Genomic DNA, 16,520 nt, shown 5'->3' on the forward strand with positions numbered 1-16,520 from the left:
CGGCGCTTGTCTGCGCCGAGCCCGATCTCGTGCAATGCGATCGCGTCCATCAGGCAAGCCTGCGCACTGCCTCCGAAGCAGACTTGCTGGAGATGCGTTGCCGCGCACGCCGGATTTCGTACGAAGCCCCGCGCCTGAAAGGTGTGACGCAGAAATTCAAGGACGATCTGGTGTTTGCCTGCCTCGACCAGGCCGATGCCATCGAGCATCAGTTGCGCGTGATGTTCGGCTATACGCGGGAAGCGCTGGCACGCCGCAAATGTGACGAATAGACAGTCCGAAGAGTATTGTCAAATATTCCTGTCGGTTCTGTCCAAGTTGGCGAGGATTGTCAAAATTATTGGCCGGCGTAGTATGGGCGGCCATTGCAGGTGTACTGACTTATCCGGAGATTTGCCATGGCCCTCGACGCCGAATCCTTTTCGTTGCTGCGCGCTTCCGTGCAGCGTTTCATCGATGAACGCCTGAAGCCCGCCGAAGACACGCTCGAGGAAATCGACGATGTGCCGGCCGACATCGTGGCCGACATGAAGGAAATGGGTTTGTTCGGGATCTCGATTCCGGAGGAATACGGTGGCATCGGCCTGTCGATGTCGCAGGAATGCGATGTGGTCTATGACCTCGGTCACACGGCATTTGCGTTCCGCTCGGTGTTCGGCACGAACGTCGGCATCGGTTCGCAGGGCATCCTGATGGACGGCACCGAGGAACAGAAGCAGAACTACCTGCCGAAGATCGCCAGCGGCGAACTGGTCATCTCGTTTGCGCTGACCGAACCGAATGCCGGTTCCGACGCCGCCTCGCTGCAAACCCGCGCCGAACCCGACGGCGATCACTACATCATCAACGGCACCAAGCGCTTCATCACGAATGCCCCGCGCGCGGGTGCGTTCACGCTGATGGCCCGCACGGGCGGCCAGGGCGCATCGGGTATCTCGTCGTTCATCATTCCGGCCGATACGCCGGGCATCTCGCTGGGCAAACCCGACAAGAAGATGGGCCAGCGCGGCACCAAGACCTGCGACGTGGTGCTGGAGAACGTACGCGTGCCCGCCGCCAACATCATCGGCGGCGTGCCGGGCGTGGGCTTCAAGACGGCCATGAAGGTGCTGGACCGCGGTCGCCTGCATATCTCGGCGCTGGCATGCGGCATGGCGCACCGCCTGATTACCGATGCCGTCGAATACGCGAAGGAACGCAAGCAGTTCGGCAAGCCCATCGGCGATTTCCAGTTGATCCAGGCGATGCTGGCCGACAGCCAGGCCGAACTGTACGCGGGTCTGTCGATGGTGCGCGACTGCGCGCAGCGCTACGACGCCAAGCCGGCCGGCAAGAGCGATCCGGAAGTCAGCATGCTGGCGTCCTGCACGAAGATGTTCTGTACGGAAATGGTGGGTCGCGTCGCCGACCGTGCCGTGCAGATCCACGGCGGTGCCGGCTACATCGCCGAATACAAGGCCGAACGGTTCTATCGTGACGTGCGCCTGCTGCGCCTGTACGAGGGCACCACCCAGATCCAGCAACTGATCATCGCCAAGCAACTGCTGCGCGACTGATTTCGGGGCGGGCGCCGTCCGGCGTCCCGGTTAGCTAGCCCGGGCACATCGGGGCAGGGCACAAGAGGCAGGAGACAGGATGAGCAATATCCAGGTAACGGCTCCGCAAGGGCTGGTCGCTGCAAATAGTGATGCCGTGCATCGCCTGCGCGCCGTCGTGGCGACGTATCGCACGACGGTCCAGGCATACACGCTGGTGGTGTCGGCCGACGAACTGATCGCGCTCACGAACGGGCCGGAGCCTGCGCATTCGGCGCGCGACTATCGCGCCCAGGCCCATCTGGATCGACTGCGCGATACGGTGCGCGAGTCCGGCCTGGCGTTGCCCAGTGCGATTGTCGTGGCGGTGTCAGGGGGCCGCATGCGCTGCGAATGCGACCATCTCTATGCGCTGGAACTGCGCCCCGGCTCCGGTGACAGCCTGATCGTGCTGGACGGCCACGAGCGGCTCGCCGCGCTGGCCGCATCCGGGCGAGGCGACATCAAGACCCTGGTTACCGCCGTGCTGTGTGCGACGTCGATCGATGGCACCGACCATGCGTCGTCGGCTGCCACCGAGGCCGGCTGCGCGGTCATGCATACGTCAGCAGCAGCGCGCTGGGCCGGTGCCACGCGGGTCTGGCAGTAATCCCCGATTCAGGACCAGATACTGTCGGCCTCGCGCAGCAGGTGACCAGCCAGGATGTAGTCACCCAGGCGGGTCGCCTTGGCTTCGAGTTGTTCCAGTTCGTGATCGGCCAGCAGCCCGAGATCGAACTGGCAATAGAGATTCCGCTGCCGGAATGTGGTCTTGGGTTTGCCAAGGCCTGCCAGCAGGGCGTCGCGGGAACGGACAGCCACGCTTTCCTGTCCGCGATACTGCACCTTGATGCCGCGCTTGTCTCCAAGCCGGCCGAGCTCCACGGCATCCTGCCATCCCGTTTCGTAATCCAGCTCAAGCGCAAACACTCGATTCGCATCCAGAAGCCTCAGCGCTTCTGCCTTGCTGCCAGCTCGTTCGATGGACATCCAAACCTCTAGTCTGAAAAACACTGTATGAATATACAGTGTTCGGTGGCGCGTCTCAAGGCTGACGTAACGTCTCCCGCGCTCAAGGATTGCCCGGCGCTCCGGCTTCGGTAGCCGGGGCGCCGCCGCCCGACGCGGCGGGTGCGGCAGAAGCGCCCGCGGCATTGCCGGGCGCCGCGCCGAAATCTCCGGCAAAGGCTTGCGACAGCGTCGCAGACCCCAGGTAGCGACGGATCGCGTCGTTGACTGCCCCAGGCGTGGCGGTGCGGATCCGCATTTCGATCTCGGCGGTGTGCGCCATCGTGCGGCCCAGATAAGCCTGGTTAGCCAGAGCGCCGGCGAGTGCACCGTCGCGTGTGCGGCTGATCTTGCCTTGCTCCAGCAAGCCGTTGGACGCTTCCGATAGTTCTTCCGCCGTAATGCCCTCTCGTACGAATCGCGCCATTTCCTCGTCCACGGCCTTGCGCAGGCGGGGAAGGTTCTGCGGCGCATACATGGCCCAGAGTCCGAAGCGTCCCGCACGGTCCAGCGCGCCAATGTTGATCGAACTCGATACACCGTAGCTGATGCCATCGCGTTGGCGCAGGCGGTCAGCCAGACGGCTGCGCATGCCGGTGCCGCCGAGCACGCGGCTGGCGATCAGCATCAGGGGGTAGTCGGGGGAATCGCTGACCAGATCGATAGGTTGCGACGCGGCGAACACGGCGTTTGCCTTGCCTGCTGTCTGGAGCGTGAACTGCGAGGCCGGAATGTCGATGAAGGGACGATCCACACGTTCGAAAGGCACCTGCGCGCGCCAGTCACCAAACAGCAATGCGGCCTGGCGCGAGGCATCCGCCGCATCGAAATCGCCAACGATGGCCAATTGCGCGTGTTCGGCACCGTAGTACTTTGCGTGGAAATCGCGCAGGTCATCGAGCGTCACCGCGCGCAGGTCGGCCAGGCTCTCGTCGAAGGTTGGCGTGTAGCGCGGATCGCCCAGACGATAGGGGTTGCCGTGCCGGCCCAGCACGATGGGCGCCAGCGAACCCGGCTGGCTGCGCTGGCTCTCGATGCCGGCGATGCTGCTGGCGCGCAGCGTTTCCAGCTCGTTGCCGGGGAAGGTGGGCATGCGCAGTACCGTCCGCAACAACGCCATGAGGTCCGGCAGGTACTCGCGGCGCGTCTCGAAACGCACGGTCACCCGCTCGGCGCTGCCAGACACCGACACATTGGCTTTCAGTGCCTCGAAGCGATCGGCGATCTGCTGACGGGCGAACCCGCCCGCGCCGCGATCGAGCATGGCCGCCGTCATCGCTCCTGTCGATACCTTGCCCTGTAGCGTCTCCAGGCTGCCGATGCGCAGGATCAACGTGCCGTGGACCGCGCCACCCCGCGTGGGCTTGGGTAGCAGGGCCAGTTGCATGCCGTTTGGCAGCGTCTCGCGCAGCGTGTGGGCGTCGATGTTGGCGGGCGCGGGGTCGAAAGCCGCCACCGCCGCAGCGGCCGGCTTGCCGGCGTAACCCTGCGTCAGCGCGGCCACGTCCGGCGAAGCGGGAATGGAAGCGAGTTGCGGCCGGTCACCGGGAATGAACTCGCCGACCGTGCGATTGGCGGGCCGGAAGTAGTTCTCGGCCACGCGCTGCACATCGGCAAGCGTGGTGGATTCCACGCGGTCGCGCGCGATGAAGAACAGACGCCAGTCGCCCTTGGCAATGGCGCCGGACAATGCAATGCCATAGGCGGCAGGATCATTCAGCGTCTTCTCGAATGCGTTGCGCAGGCGAACGCGTGCGCGTTCCAGTTCTTCCTGCGTGACCGGCTGCGTTGCGAGACTTTCCACGGTGGCGACCAGGGCGTCGCGCACCGGTTCGATGGGACGATCCTTGCTGGTGCCTGCGGCAAATCCGATCACGCCGGGGTCCTTCATCGTCGTGAAGTACGAGCCCTGCCAGGCTGCCTTGCGCGTATCCACGAGCGCGCGCTCCAGGCGGCCTCCCGGGGTATCGGCCAGTATCACCGACAGCAGGTCCAGTGCCGTGCTATCGGCATGGGCGCCGGGTGCCACGTGGTACATGGTCGCCACGATGCGGCTGTCGCCGGAGCGTGTCAGCGTGACCTCGCGCAAACCCTCCTGCGGGGGCTCCACGGTGTATTCGGGCGGCAGCACGCGCGTGGGGCGTGGAATCGGTCCGAACGCCTGCTCGATCCGCGCGAGCGTGCGGGCCGGGTCGAACTGGCCGGTCACGACGAGCACGGCGTTGTCGGGCTGGTAATAGCGCCGATAGAACGCCTGCAGGTTCTCGATCCCCACGCGCTCCACATCGCTGCGCGCACCGATCACGGCCTTGCCGTAGTTATGCCAGCGGTAGGCGGCGGCATACATCTGCTGCTGCAGCATCCGCATGGGATTGTTCTCACCGATCTCCATCTCGTTGCGGACCACGCTCATCTCGCTGTCCAGATCGGCTCGCGCCACGAAGCTGTTGACCATGCGGTCGGCTTCCATGCGCAGCGCCCAGTCGAGGTTGTCGTCGCTGGCCGCGAAGGTCTGGAAGTAATTGGTGCGGTCCTGATTGGTCGTGCCGTTGTACTGCATGCCGCGCCGCGCGAACTCGGTGGGAATCGTCCGACCGGGCAGTGAGGGCGTGCCCTTGAACAGCAGATGTTCTAGCAGGTGCGCCATGCCGGTTTCGCCATAGTTCTCGTGGCGGCTGCCCACCAGATACGTCATGTTGACGGTGGTGGTGGGCTGGGCGTCGTCGGGGGCGAGCAGGATGCGCAGGCCGTTGGGCAGGCGGTATTCGGTGATGCCTTCGACGGTTGTCACCGGCGTGGCGCGTGCGACGGGCGCGGCCGCCGCAGCGGTAGACGCCGGCTTCCCGGCAATCTTTGCGGCAGAAACAGGAGCGGCCAGCAGTGCGCAGGCGAGGCCGGCGATGGTGACGATGCGGACAACGGAACAACGACGGACCATGAAAACTCCGAACGCGGCGCCTGACGCCGCAAGTGAGCAGATTCTAGCCGCTGCCGGGTACTGCGGAACGCGGCCCAACGCACTTTCAGAATCGGGGACATTTCGCCCATGATCCAGCGCATGGCGCGGCGCAGGAAGAGCCCGAGGCGAATGTCCGATTCCAGCGCATTCGATCGACACCAAAGGCGTACGATGCACGGCATGGAACTCGATCCCGACACCTGCTACAAGGCCATCGCCTCGCATGACCGGCGCTTTGACGGACGCTTCTTCGTAGGCGTGTCGTCCACGGGCGTGTATTGCCGGCCGATCTGCGCCGTGCGCACGCCCAAAAGCGAGAACTGCACGTTCTACGAATCGGCGGCGGCAGCGGAGAAGCATGGCTTCCGGCCGTGCTTGCGCTGCCGGCCCGAACTGGCGCCCGGCCATGGCCTGGCCGACATCTCGGGGCGGCTGGCGCAAGCCGCCGCCACGCTGATCGACGAAGGATTCATGGCCGAGGCGGGCGTGGCGCAACTGTCCGCGCGCATCGGCGTGACCGAGCGGCATTTGCGGCGCCTGTTCGACACCGAGTTCGGCGTGTCCGTGCATGAGTACGCCCAGACGCAAAAGCTGCTGCTGGCCAAGCGGCTGCTGACCGATACCACGCTGCCGGTTACGCAAGTGGCGCTGGCGGCGGGTTTCGGCAGTGTGCGGCGCTTCAATGATGTGCTCAAGGAACGCTACGGGCTGACGCCGCTGGCCATGCGCCGCCGTGCCGCTGACGGCATGGCGGATCGACTGGTGTTCGAACTGGGATACCGTCCGCCGCTGGCATGGGCCGAGTGGCTTGAATTCCTGAATGTGCGGATCGTGGATGGTGTCGAACAGTCGCACGGCGGGGTCTACACGCGGACGATCGCAATCGACGCCGACGGCCAGCGGCATCTGGGCTGGGTGCGGCTCGAACATGTGCCGAAGCGGACTGTGGTGCGCGTGACCTTGTCCGCATCGCTGGCCCGGGTGATTCCACAGGCATTGGGCAAGGTCCGTCGGCTGTGCGATCTGGGATGCCGGCCCGATATCGTCGATGCCCATCTAGGCGACCTGGCGGCGGATACCCCCGGCATGCGGCTGCCCGGTACGTTCGACGGGCTGGAGATTGCCGTGCGCGCCATCATCGGCCAGATCATTTCGGTGGTGCAGGCGCGGCGCATCCTGGTACGGCTGGTGCAGATTGCGGGCGATGCCCTCCCCGAGGATGCGATGGCGGGGTTTGTCTCCACACCGCACGCCGCGCCACTGACCCACGCATTTCCCACCGCGCAGGCACTGGCCGCGCTGCCGGACGCCGACTATCAGGCGGCCGGCGTGGCGCTGGGCAAGATCCGCTCGATCCGTGCGCTGGCACGCAAGATAGTGGCCGGCGATATCCGGCTGGACCCGCATGCGGCGCCCGACGACACCGTAGCGCGGCTGCGCGAGATCGAGGGCATCGGCGACTGGACCGCGCAGTACGTGGCCATGCGCGCGCTGGGCTGGCCCGATGCATTTCCGGGCACCGACTACGCGTTGCGCAAGGTGCTGGGCGTCAGCACTGTCCGCGCGATGCAGAACATGACCGTGCACTGGGCGCCATGGCGTGCCTATGCGGCAATCCACCTGTGGCACCGATACGAAGTGCTCAAGCAAGGTGGCGCAATCGAACAGGAGGAGCAGGCAGCATGAAACACCACCGCATCATCGACAGCCCCCTGGGCCATATCCTGCTGCGCGCCGAAGCCGGTGCGCTGACGGGCTTGTTCTTCTCGGGCCAGAAATATTATCCCGACCATCCTGCGCAGGAAGGTGTGGTGTCCGGTGCCGATGCACGCGTGCTGGCGCAGGCCGAGGAGGAACTGCACGCGTACTTCGACGGATCTCTGCAGGTCTTCGCGGTGCCGATCCGGTTCGCCGGCAGCCCGTTCCAGCAACGGATCTGGCAGGCGCTCTGCGACATCGGCTTTGGCGAGATGTCGACCTACGGGCAGCTTGCGGCGGGCATCGGCCTACCGCCCAGCCATTCGCGCGCCGTGGGCGGCGCGGTGGGGCGCAACCCGCTGTCGGTCATCGTGCCGTGCCATCGCATTGTGGGCGCGTCGGGTGACCTGACCGGTTACGCGGGCGGTGTGGATCGCAAACGTGCGCTGCTGTCGATGGAAGGCACGCTGCATCGGCCTGCCATGCGCCAGGCTTCGCTCGTCCTCATCCCAGATTGCTGACCCCGAGCGCGACGCCCAGTCCGCACAGCGTCGAGCCGATCAGCCGATCCAGTAACCGCTGACGCCGCAGCATGGCTGTGCGCAACGCGGCTGAACCGAAGGCCCAGGCGACGAGGCTGAACCACGCCCAGTGCGCCACCGACATGAACAGGCCGTAGCCGAATTGCACGGGCAGCGGCGTATGGACGTTCACCACCTGCGTGTAGGTGCTGACCACGAACAACGTGGTCTTCGGGTTCAGCGCATTGGTCAGGAATCCCATGCGCAGCGCCGCCGCGCCGGAGATGGCGGGCGCGGCCGAGGTATCGACCGTCAGCGGTGTCCGGTTGCGCAGCGTCTGGAAGCCGATCCAGATCAGATAGCCCGCCCCCAGCAACTTGATCGCCCCCAGCAGCGCATGGGCATGGGCGATCAGCAGCGTGACACCGAACATCGTGTACGCCACATGCACCTGCACGCCAAGCGCGATACCCAGTGCGCAGAGCAGGCCCGTGCGTCGGCCTGAGATGTAGCTGTTGCGCGTGACCATCGCGAAGTCCGGGCCCGGACTGATGACGGCGAGGATGGTGATCGTGGCAACGGCCAGCAATTCAGTGGAGGGGAGCATTTCAGTCAGTTTTTGTGAGAGATGGTCGAGGTTCAGGCTGGCATTTTGTCTCGCAGAAATGGGTACGCAAAGCGATATATACTCGCCGGATTCCGTGAGAAAAACTGACTGATTGGCATGAATGCGATGCACTGGCTGGGATGGATTCGCTTCTTCGAGGCCGCTGCGCGCCATCAGAACTTCGCGCGGGCCGCCGAGGAACTCCACCTAACGCACGGCGCGATCAGCCGCCAGATTCGCCAACTGGAGGAGGCCCTAGGCGTTGAGCTGTTCGAGCGCCGCAACCGGGCGGTCTTCCTGACGGACGCGGGCCGGACGCTGCATGAGGCCGCTACGCAGTCCATGGAGCTGCTGGCCGCCACAGTCGAAAAGATCCGCGCGCCCGCCCCGGCTGCTGCGCTGGTGCTGTCCTGCGAGCCCACCATCGCCATGCGCTGGCTGATTCCCCGCCTTGGCCGATTCTCCGCCGCGCATCCGGATATCCCGCTACATCTGATGGCAGCGGGCGGGTCGGTGGATTTCGCCACCAGCGGCATCGATGTTGCACTGCGGCGTAACGATTTCCCCTTCGATCCCCGCTGGCATACGCGCGAATTGCTGCCGGAAAAAGTGGGGCCGGTCTGTCGTCCGGATCAGGCGGATGTCCCGCCCGCCCAGATGGTCAGGTTGCACACGCGCACGCGGCCTGACGCCTGGCAGCGCTGGGCGCGGAGTGCCGAGGGGCACCTCGCACAGCCGAACCGGTTGAACGACGTCTGGTACGAGCACTTTTACCTGAGCCTGCAGGCTGCCGCCGCAGGCCAGGGCTGGGCGGTGGCGTCCGAGCTGATGGTGACCGACGAACTGGCCGATGGGCGGCTGGTGGCGCCGGCTGGCTTCGTGGCCGATGGCTCGGCCTATCATCTGATTTCGCCAGTACCATTTGCCCGCGATGCCCGCCGCCGGGCGTTGCTCGAATGGCTGCGTGGCGAGCTTTCCGCCTCCCCTTGCACGTAGTGGTTTTTCGGCGCGGAAAGCGTAGCGGAAGCTACCCCTCGGAAGTCTGTCGCTAAAGTTGCGTATTATTTTGCCGAAGGCCTTCCCATGAGCTTGCGCCTCTAAGAGGGCGCGCTTACCATGCGGCGCTGGCCGCCCGACCCTATATCAGCGAGTTGCGTCGTTCACCCCAATCCAGGTCGCCGGCGACGTAACCACCATTTGAAGTGCGTATTTCCATGAGTCTTCAAGATCCCCGCGGGCCGCAGGCAGGCCAATTCCCATCCCAGGCCGAGGGCGAGCCGGACGATCATGGCTCGACGCATTCGGACGAGCGCTATCGGCTGACGCACAGCTCGCAGATCGGCACCGTGCTGCGCGACATGGCCTGGCAGAAGTGCCTGCTGAACGTGCGTTCCAGGAAGGGGTCGGAAATCGTGACGTCGATCCTGCACGTGGACCCGGCCAACCGGACCTTCATCTTCGACTGGTGCCGCGTCGATGGCGACCGCCAGGCGCTGATGTCGTCAGAGCAGAACGCGTTTTCGGGTCTGCTGCGCGGGGTGCCGGTGAATTTCACCATCGGCGCTCCCGGTGCCACGCGCTTCGAAGGCGGCCCGGCATTCATCGCGGACTTCCCGGAAAAGCTTTATCACTTCCAGCGCCGCCGTCATTTCCGCGCGCGCACCCTGCTGACCAAGGGTTATCGCTGCGAGATCCAGTTGCCGGACTCAGCCGACAAGACCGCGCTGCAACTCGATATCGCCGACCTTTCGCTGTCGGGCGTGGGGTTGCGCTCCCGTGCGGTGGGTGCCGACAAGCTGCCGGTGGGCACCACCATCAAGCGATGCCGGCTCGATTTCGGGGAACTGGGGCGTCTGGAAGTGGATATGCAGGTGGTGGGCCACTGGCTGGTGGGTTTCGATGACAACACCGTCCACCACTACGGCTGCGCCTTCCTGAACCCGGATGGCCGCATGGAAAACTTCCTGCAGCGCCTGGTGTTCCAGCTGGAACTGGCGCACCGGGGCTAGTACCGAGGCAAATACCGGGGCCAGACGCCCCGGCTCGGGACCTCAGGTGCCGACGAGCTTGCCGATCGCGGTTGCCGCCTCGCGCATGGGACTGAGCAGCCGCGCGATCATTTCCGATTCAGACACCTTGTTGGCCTTCACGCTCACGCTGATGGCCGCCACGACCGCGCCCGCCTGCGAGCGCACCGGCACCGCAATCGCGCGGAGGCCGGGCTCGAGTTCCTCGTCGATCAACACATAGTCAAGTTCACGCGCGCGCTGGAATGCGGTTTCCAGCTCCGGCCGCGACACCTTGGTCAGCAGTGTGCGCGGGCGCAGTTCGGCGTGTTCGAAAAACGCTTCGAGCACGGCGTCCGGCTGGTGGGCCAGCAACAGACGGCCCGTGGAGGTGCAGTAGGCCGGCAGCCGGCTACCCATGCCCAGCGCATGGGTCAGCACTCGCTGCACCTCCGAGCGCACCAGATAGAGGATGTCGATGCCGTCGAGAATGGCCAGCGCCGACGTTTCGTGCACGCGGTTGCTGAGCGTATCCAGGATCGGCTGGGCCAGCGACACCAGCGAGGTCGACGAGAAATACGCATGCCCCAGATGCAGCACGCGCGGACGCAGCGCAAAGTGTCCGTCCTGCTGGCTCACATAGCCAAGCTGCTCCAGCGTATACAGACAGCGGCGCACGGAGGCGCGCGACAACTGCGTGCGCTGCGCGACCTGCGAAATGGTGAGCGGGCGCTTACGCTCGGAGAATGCCTCGAGCACTGTCAGACCCCGGGCCAGCGACAGCATGAAATTGGGATCGCCCGCGAAGCTGTTGAGGATGTCGGCCGGCGGGTGGGCGGCGCGTACGGTATCGGCCTGGGCCGGCTTGAGCGTGATGGGGCTGGGGGCGTCCATGAAGGCGGTAGGGGGCGTTGGGGCGTTGCGCGTTCGATAATCGCGCATCTTAACGCTCCGGCTCCACAAAGGCGAACTCCGGACAAAAAAATATCGCCGCTCGGGGCGGCGATTGGGCAAGGGGGTTGTCAGCCAGGGGTCGTGGCGACCCGCCAAGTATAGAGATGTGCACAGAGACATTACATACAACTTCGGTGGGGTAACGAGTGGTGTACTTATCGAATGCAATCCTTGCCTGGTTGCCTCATGGCTTGCCCAGGAAAAGGTAGATCGCGTACTGGCCGGCGGCCGCGCGTCCATAGGCCAGATAGAGCGGACCCACGGGGCTATCCACGCCCAGGAAGATCGATCCCGATTTGAGCAGGCCGGTCGGGCTGCCTGGCACCAGCGGCGCCCCGACGCGGCCGGCCTCGAATGACGCGCCAGCGTAGACGCCATCCAGGAAGGTCTGGTGGACGAGCTTGTTGTAATAGACCAGCCGCGCGAACTGCAGGTTGCCGCCAATCAGTTGTCCGGTGCTGTAGCCCGATTGCTGCAGGAAGCCGCCCCACTGGAACAGGTCGTAGCGCGGCAGCCCCGGCCCGCCGAGATTGCTGCCAGCCCGTACTCCCACGCTGAGTGTGTGGTTGCCGACCGAATACGCGCCCGAGGCGTTGAATTCACCCTTCGTGTAGGTATTGGTGGCACCCATGCCCGCCTGGGAGGAATAGATGTTCAGCACGCCCCCATACCCGTAGCGCGGGAAGTGGGTGTTGTCGAGCTGGTCCAGGAGCAGGCGGCCGGTGATTGCACGACGGTCCACGCTGCTGGCGGTGGCTGGCGTCAGTGTTTCCGGTCCGGTGGAGAGCGACACGTTCTGATGCCCGATGATCACGCCCAGCCGCGCCTCCCCGTACTTGGTGAACTGGCTGCCGATATCGAACCCGAAATCGGTGCGGCGCAGGTCGTACTCGGCAATCTTCGAATCGCCGCTGAACACGTTCACGGGCCGGCGCTCCAGTTCGATGCGGGGCGCCACGAAGAAAAACTGGCGCGTATCGAGCGGCTGGTAGAACTCGCTGACCAGGCTCGACGTCTGCCCTACCTGCACGTCCGTGCGCCATTCCGCGCCAAGCTGGTTGAGCCACGTGCGGCGGTAGCTGGCCAGCAGGTTGAAGTAGGCGTTGCCACGGAAATCCGAACTCAGGCCCAACCCGAAGCGCAGATAGTCGGGGCCGTAGGTTTTCTCGATGGCATCCACGGCCATGATGCGTTTGCCGGGTTCTTCCAGGAAACGATAGTTCACATGCTCGAAATCGCCCGTGCCGAACAGGCGCCGCATGTCGCGGTCCAGCGTGGCCTGCGTGATTGGCTGGCCCGGCTTGGTTTCCATGGTGGCTGCCGCGAAGGCTGGGTTAACGCGTTCGAGCGGCGCGAAGCGGATTTCATCGACGGGCGCCGGATTGCTGGGCGGCAGCGCGCGCTGGGCGGTACGCAGCGCGGCGTACTGCTCAGGCGGCAGGGAGAGTGCCGATAGCCGCTCTGCCTGGCGCTGCGCGGCGGCCTCGCCAATCGGAATGGTCTTCAGCAGGTGATTGAAGTCGCCGGCAGAGAAATCGCCGAGTTCGGGCAGGATCAGGATGTCGGTGGGCTGCAGCGACGCCAGCGACGTGCGCACGTTCTGCTCGGTCAGGATGTTGAGCATCTGCCCGGTCACGCCGATCAGCGACGTCAGTTCCTCGCGCTTCATCAGCGGCGTGCCCAGATTCACGGCAATGACGATATCGGCGCCCATCTTGCGCGCCACGTCCACGGGCAGGTTGTCGGTCAGGCCGCCATCGACCAGCAGCTTGCCCTGGTATTCAGTGGGCGCCACGGCGCCGGGCACGGACATGCTCGCGCGCATGACGTTGGCCAGTTCGCCCTGGCTGAACACCACCGGCGTACCGGCCACAAGGTCCGTGGCCACCGCGCGGTAGGGGATCGGCAAGTCGTCGAAATCCCGGTAGCCCGGCGCATTGGCCAGTTGCCGCAGCACGGTTTCGAGTTGCACGCCCGACACCACGCCTTTCGGTAGCAACAGACCGTCCGCGCGCACGCCGATCTCGGGTGTGACGAGGTTGGTGTGGTCCTCGATCTTGCGGCGGATCGCCAGGTCCTGGCGCGGTGGCCTTTCCTTGAACAGCGATTCCGTGCTGAGTCCGCCAACCAGTTTCTCCATATTGGCCGTGCTCATGCCGGTGGCATACGCCCCGCCCACCAGGGAGCCCATGCTCGTCCCGGCGATGCAGTCTACCGGCACCCGTAGTGCCTCCAGCACCTTGAGCACGCCGATGTGCGCCGCGCCACGGGCGCCGCCGCCGGACAGCACCAGACAGACCTTGGGCCGGCCCGGTGGCGGCGGCACGGTGGATGGCACGGGCTTGGCCGGATCGGCGGGCGTCAGCGGTGACGGAGCGACAGGTGCGGGGTTTGGCGGGGGCAGCAACTGGCCGCCCGCCTCGGAAGCCGCTGCGGCGGGCATGACGGCAGCCATCATCGCCAGGCAGGCAAGCATGCGCGCAGCCCGGTGCAGGATGGAAAGGACACGTGAAGCTGGGACCATGGCTCGATGCAGTCCACCGGTATTCGACTCCGCGCAACACTAGCAGCAGTGCCGTGTGCCGCGCCGTGCCGACAAAACAATTCATCACGGGCATGGATTCCTGCATAACAGAGTTTGATCGGGGCCACATTGGCCCAAGGTCCCGGTCCGGCCTGCCGGGACCGCAATGACGCGCGCGGCATATACTGGCGCGGTACTCTTTTTTCTGCCGCATCGTGTTTGCCGACGACTCCTTTTCCCTTCCCGATGACCCCAAGCCGTTGCCACCAGACCGTCCCGGCGACAACGAGTGCTGCCAGAGCGGCTGCGATCCCTGCGTGTTCGATTTCTACAACGACGAGATGGAGCGCTATCGGCAGGAACTCAGGGCCTGGGAAGCACGGCAGGCCGGACGCGTGAAGATCGACTCGTGAGCGACACCGCGCCCCCGGCATTGCTCGATTTTGTGCGGCAGCACCGCCGCCTGTTCGTGCTGACCGGCGCCGGCATCAGTACCGATTCGGGCATCCCCGGTTATCGCGACGAGGAGGGCCGCTGGCAGCGTTCCGCGCCGATGACGATCAGCAAGTTCATGAGCGGCCACGCCGCGCGGCAACGCTACTGGGCGCGCAGCTTGCTGGGATGGCCCGTGGCGGCCTCGGCCATTCCCAATGTGAGCCATCGCGTAGTGGCGCAGCTTCAGCACGCCGGGCGCGTGTCGGCGCTGGTCACGCAGAACGTGGACGGCCTGCACCAGCGCGCTGGCAGCCATCATGTGATCGAACTTCACGGCAGCATCGGCCATGTCATCTGCCTGTCATGCGCCACGCGCTATGCACGGGCAGACTTGCAGCGCTGGCTGTGGCAACACAATCCCGAGTTCCATGACATCACGGCGCTGCCTGCCGCCGATGGGGATGCGCATCTGGAGTCGCCGCTGTTCGACAACTTTACGGTGCCAGTGTGCGAACGCTGCGAAGGCGTGCTTAAGCCGGATGTGGTGTTCTTCGGCGAATCGGTCCCGCGCGAGCGGGTGGACGCGGGTCGTGCGGCGCTCGACGAATCCGATGCGGTGCTGGTCATCGGCTCATCGCTGACCGTCTTTTCGGGCTACCGCTTCTGCCTCTGGGCGAAGGAGCGCGGGTTGCCGCTTGCGGCACTCAACCTAGGCACCACGCGCGCCGATCCGCTGCTGGCACTCAAGGTGTCGGCGCCCATCGGGCCGACGCTGGCCGTGTTGGGTGGAGAGCTTGGCCTCGACGCCGGCTGACGGGCCTCATTTCAAGTTCAACTGCACCCGTACTTCCTCTGGCGCCACGGTAATCGCGCCCGGCACCACTTCCTTGCCATTGAAGCGGAGTTCGTCCGGCTTGAAGGTGTGGAGCGGATAATCCTTGAGTAACTGCTCGGCCACCACGGCGCCGATGGCATTGAGTTGCTGGCCATATTGCGCCATGCCCTGTACCTGCACATCCTGGACAGTGGGCTTGTCGAGCAGCACGGCGCGCTGCGTGGCGTCGTACCGCACGCCGCTGTTCAGCGACATCGTGCCGTTGACCGGCGGCGTAGGCAGCACGGTATTCGTCATGACCGCATCCACCTGCGTGGTGACGCGGTTTGAGGTCGGGTCGAGTACGAGGCGGGGGTGCGACAGCTTCACGCTGACCAGTTCGCCGTAACGCAGCGTGGCGGGGAACCTCTTCTCCACGGCGCTCTGCAGTTCGGCCTTGCTGAAGGTGTATTCGCCGGTCCAGACGTTGTAGCCAGCGTGGGCACTCAGCGAAGCGATGGCGAGCAAGGTGGCGGCGAGTCGCCGTGCGGTCGTGGCGGTCAGGGGCATGGCGCTCCGGAGCAGGTGATCGATCACCGTCTGACAGACAGCGCGCGGCGATCGTTCCGGCATGTGATCCAGACGTTCCAATGCTTCAGCGTTCAGTAGTGCGGAGGGATTTCGTGCTGCGGACCGGCTTCGGCGGCGCTCGACGCACTGGCGCGGACCTGCTGGTAAAGCGCGCGGAACTGGGCCTGCAGCAGGTCGATCTGCTGCTGTTGGCGCGCGACGGTCAGGTTCAGGGTCTCGATCAGGTCCTCCTGGAAGGCGACCTTGATTTCGAGATCGGTCAGGCGGGATTCCATCAGCGTTTCTCCGGTTGGCCGCGCATTGTACGGGATGCGGCCAACCGGGCCGATGGATGGTCGCGCGGGTCAGGCCTTGTAGACCAGCACCATCCAGGTAATGCCGAACTTGTCGACCACCATGCCAAAGCGCTCGCTGAAGAACGTCTTGTCGGCCGGCATCATGACCTTGCCGCCCTGCGACAGTGCCTGCATCGTGCGATCTACCTCGGCGGCATCCACGGCGTTGTAGGCCAGCGAGAAGCCCTTGAAGTCCGTCTGGCCCTTGCACTCGCCATCGGAACCCATGATGACCGTATCGCCGATCTTCAGCGCCATGTGCATCACCTTGTCACCGTTCTGCGCCGCAGGTGTGCAGCCTTCGCCGGCTCCCGGAGGCGCGTCCTTGAAACGCATCAACCCTTGCACCTGGGCGCCAATGGCGGTCTTGTAGAACTCGGCCGCTTCTTCCGCGCGACCGTCAAAAAACAGGTACGACTCGATCTTCGAAGACATCGACAACTCTCCTTGGGGTGGGTCCCGGGGGTCGGGAGGTTTTCTGGACCGGCGTTTGT

17 protein-coding genes are annotated in these 16,520 nt (G+C 65.1%); 9 read left to right on the plus strand and 8 right to left on the minus strand.

Annotated features, from left to right (window positions below):
- Positions 1 to 29 precede the first annotated feature (29 nt).
- The 3 genes from FFS21_RS25970 to FFS21_RS25980 all read left to right on the plus strand — a co-directional run bounded on the left by FFS21_RS25970 (position 30) and on the right by FFS21_RS25980 (position 2,184).
- Entirely contained in the window at positions 30 to 272 is a 243-nt protein-coding gene (locus FFS21_RS25970) for a hypothetical protein (protein WP_249359653.1), read from the plus strand.
- A gap of 126 nt (positions 273 to 398) precedes the next feature.
- On the plus strand, positions 399 to 1,556 hold the full coding sequence (locus tag FFS21_RS25975) for an acyl-CoA dehydrogenase family protein (protein WP_137927588.1): 1,158 nt from the start codon (positions 399 to 401) through the stop codon (positions 1,554 to 1,556).
- 79 nt (positions 1,557 to 1,635) lie between these two features.
- Positions 1,636 to 2,184 carry a hypothetical protein gene (locus tag FFS21_RS25980; RefSeq protein ID WP_137927589.1) on the plus strand — a complete coding sequence of 183 codons (549 nt, stop codon included), beginning with the start codon at positions 1,636 to 1,638 and terminating at the stop codon, positions 2,182 to 2,184.
- An 8-nt stretch (positions 2,185 to 2,192) separates the two neighbouring features.
- Here the strand turns inward: FFS21_RS25980 and FFS21_RS25985 are convergent, their stop codons facing one another.
- Together FFS21_RS25985 and FFS21_RS25990 are read right to left on the minus strand one after the other, a co-directional pair.
- On the minus strand, positions 2,193 to 2,564 hold the full coding sequence (locus FFS21_RS25985; protein WP_137927590.1) for a PHA-granule associated protein 4: 372 nt from the start codon (positions 2,562 to 2,564) through the stop codon (positions 2,193 to 2,195).
- 82 nt (positions 2,565 to 2,646) lie between these two features.
- Positions 2,647 to 5,520: a M16 family metallopeptidase gene (locus tag FFS21_RS25990; RefSeq protein ID WP_137927591.1), complete on the minus strand. Its 2,874-nt coding sequence runs from the start codon at positions 5,518 to 5,520 to the stop codon at positions 2,647 to 2,649.
- Between the two features lie 201 nt (positions 5,521 to 5,721).
- Between FFS21_RS25990 and FFS21_RS25995 the strand changes: the two genes are divergently transcribed.
- Positions 5,722 to 7,227: a DNA-3-methyladenine glycosylase 2 family protein gene (locus FFS21_RS25995; RefSeq protein WP_137927592.1), complete on the plus strand. Its 1,506-nt coding sequence runs from the start codon at positions 5,722 to 5,724 to the stop codon at positions 7,225 to 7,227.
- Complete coding sequence (locus FFS21_RS26000; protein ID WP_137927593.1) at positions 7,224 to 7,760, plus strand: methylated-DNA--[protein]-cysteine S-methyltransferase; 537 nt, start codon at positions 7,224 to 7,226, stop codon at positions 7,758 to 7,760. The genes FFS21_RS25995 and FFS21_RS26000 overlap by 4 nt, the downstream gene beginning before the upstream one ends.
- Here FFS21_RS26000 and FFS21_RS26005 read toward each other — a convergent pair.
- On the minus strand, positions 7,744 to 8,367 hold the full coding sequence (locus FFS21_RS26005; RefSeq protein ID WP_137927594.1) for a LysE family translocator: 624 nt from the start codon (positions 8,365 to 8,367) through the stop codon (positions 7,744 to 7,746). The two genes, FFS21_RS26000 and FFS21_RS26005, sit on opposite strands and share 17 nt — an antisense overlap.
- A 126-nt stretch (positions 8,368 to 8,493) precedes the next feature.
- On the opposite strand from FFS21_RS26005, the gene FFS21_RS26010 reads away from it, so the two are divergent.
- Together FFS21_RS26010 and FFS21_RS26015 are read left to right on the plus strand one after the other, a co-directional pair.
- Positions 8,494 to 9,363: a LysR substrate-binding domain-containing protein gene (locus FFS21_RS26010; protein WP_137927602.1), complete on the plus strand. Its 870-nt coding sequence runs from the start codon at positions 8,494 to 8,496 to the stop codon at positions 9,361 to 9,363.
- Between the two features lie 218 nt (positions 9,364 to 9,581).
- Entirely contained in the window at positions 9,582 to 10,376 is a 795-nt protein-coding gene (locus FFS21_RS26015; protein WP_137927595.1) for a flagellar brake protein, read from the plus strand.
- Between the two features lie 42 nt (positions 10,377 to 10,418).
- On the opposite strand, the gene FFS21_RS26020 is transcribed toward FFS21_RS26015, so the two are convergent.
- Positions 10,419 to 11,267 carry an IclR family transcriptional regulator domain-containing protein gene (locus FFS21_RS26020; RefSeq protein WP_137927603.1) on the minus strand — a complete coding sequence of 283 codons (849 nt, stop codon included), beginning with the start codon at positions 11,265 to 11,267 and terminating at the stop codon, positions 10,419 to 10,421.
- 244 nt (positions 11,268 to 11,511) lie between these two features.
- Positions 11,512 to 13,851 (minus strand): patatin-like phospholipase family protein, encoded by a 2,340-nt coding sequence (locus FFS21_RS26025; RefSeq protein ID WP_249359655.1) that lies wholly within the window; start codon positions 13,849 to 13,851, stop codon positions 11,512 to 11,514.
- Between the two features lie 215 nt (positions 13,852 to 14,066).
- Between FFS21_RS26025 and FFS21_RS26030 the strand changes: the two genes are divergently transcribed.
- The gene (locus FFS21_RS26030) at positions 14,067 to 14,264 is read left to right on the plus strand and encodes an oxidoreductase-like domain-containing protein (protein ID WP_249359657.1); all 198 of its coding nucleotides are present in this window, start codon (positions 14,067 to 14,069) and stop codon (positions 14,262 to 14,264) included.
- Positions 14,261 to 15,100, plus strand: a complete 840-nt coding sequence (locus FFS21_RS26035) for an NAD-dependent protein deacetylase (protein ID WP_137927596.1) — start codon at positions 14,261 to 14,263, stop codon at positions 15,098 to 15,100. The genes FFS21_RS26030 and FFS21_RS26035 overlap by 4 nt, the downstream gene beginning before the upstream one ends.
- 6 nt (positions 15,101 to 15,106) lie before the next feature.
- On the opposite strand, the gene FFS21_RS26040 is transcribed toward FFS21_RS26035, so the two are convergent.
- The 3 genes from FFS21_RS26040 to FFS21_RS26050 form a co-directional block, all read right to left on the minus strand.
- Positions 15,107 to 15,670, minus strand: a complete 564-nt coding sequence (locus FFS21_RS26040) for a DUF1439 domain-containing protein (RefSeq protein ID WP_171020494.1) — start codon at positions 15,668 to 15,670, stop codon at positions 15,107 to 15,109.
- A gap of 92 nt (positions 15,671 to 15,762) precedes the next feature.
- Positions 15,763 to 15,966 (minus strand): SlyX family protein, encoded by a 204-nt coding sequence (locus FFS21_RS26045; RefSeq protein WP_137927598.1) that lies wholly within the window; start codon positions 15,964 to 15,966, stop codon positions 15,763 to 15,765.
- Positions 15,967 to 16,035: 69 nt separating this feature from the next.
- Positions 16,036 to 16,461: a VOC family protein gene (locus tag FFS21_RS26050; RefSeq protein ID WP_137927599.1), complete on the minus strand. Its 426-nt coding sequence runs from the start codon at positions 16,459 to 16,461 to the stop codon at positions 16,036 to 16,038.
- Between the last annotated feature and the right edge of the window lie 59 nt (positions 16,462 to 16,520).

Origin of the sequence: Cupriavidus sp. 2SB (assembly GCF_005503625.1) — a bacterium.
Classification (GTDB): Bacteria; Pseudomonadota; Gammaproteobacteria; order Burkholderiales; family Burkholderiaceae; genus Cupriavidus.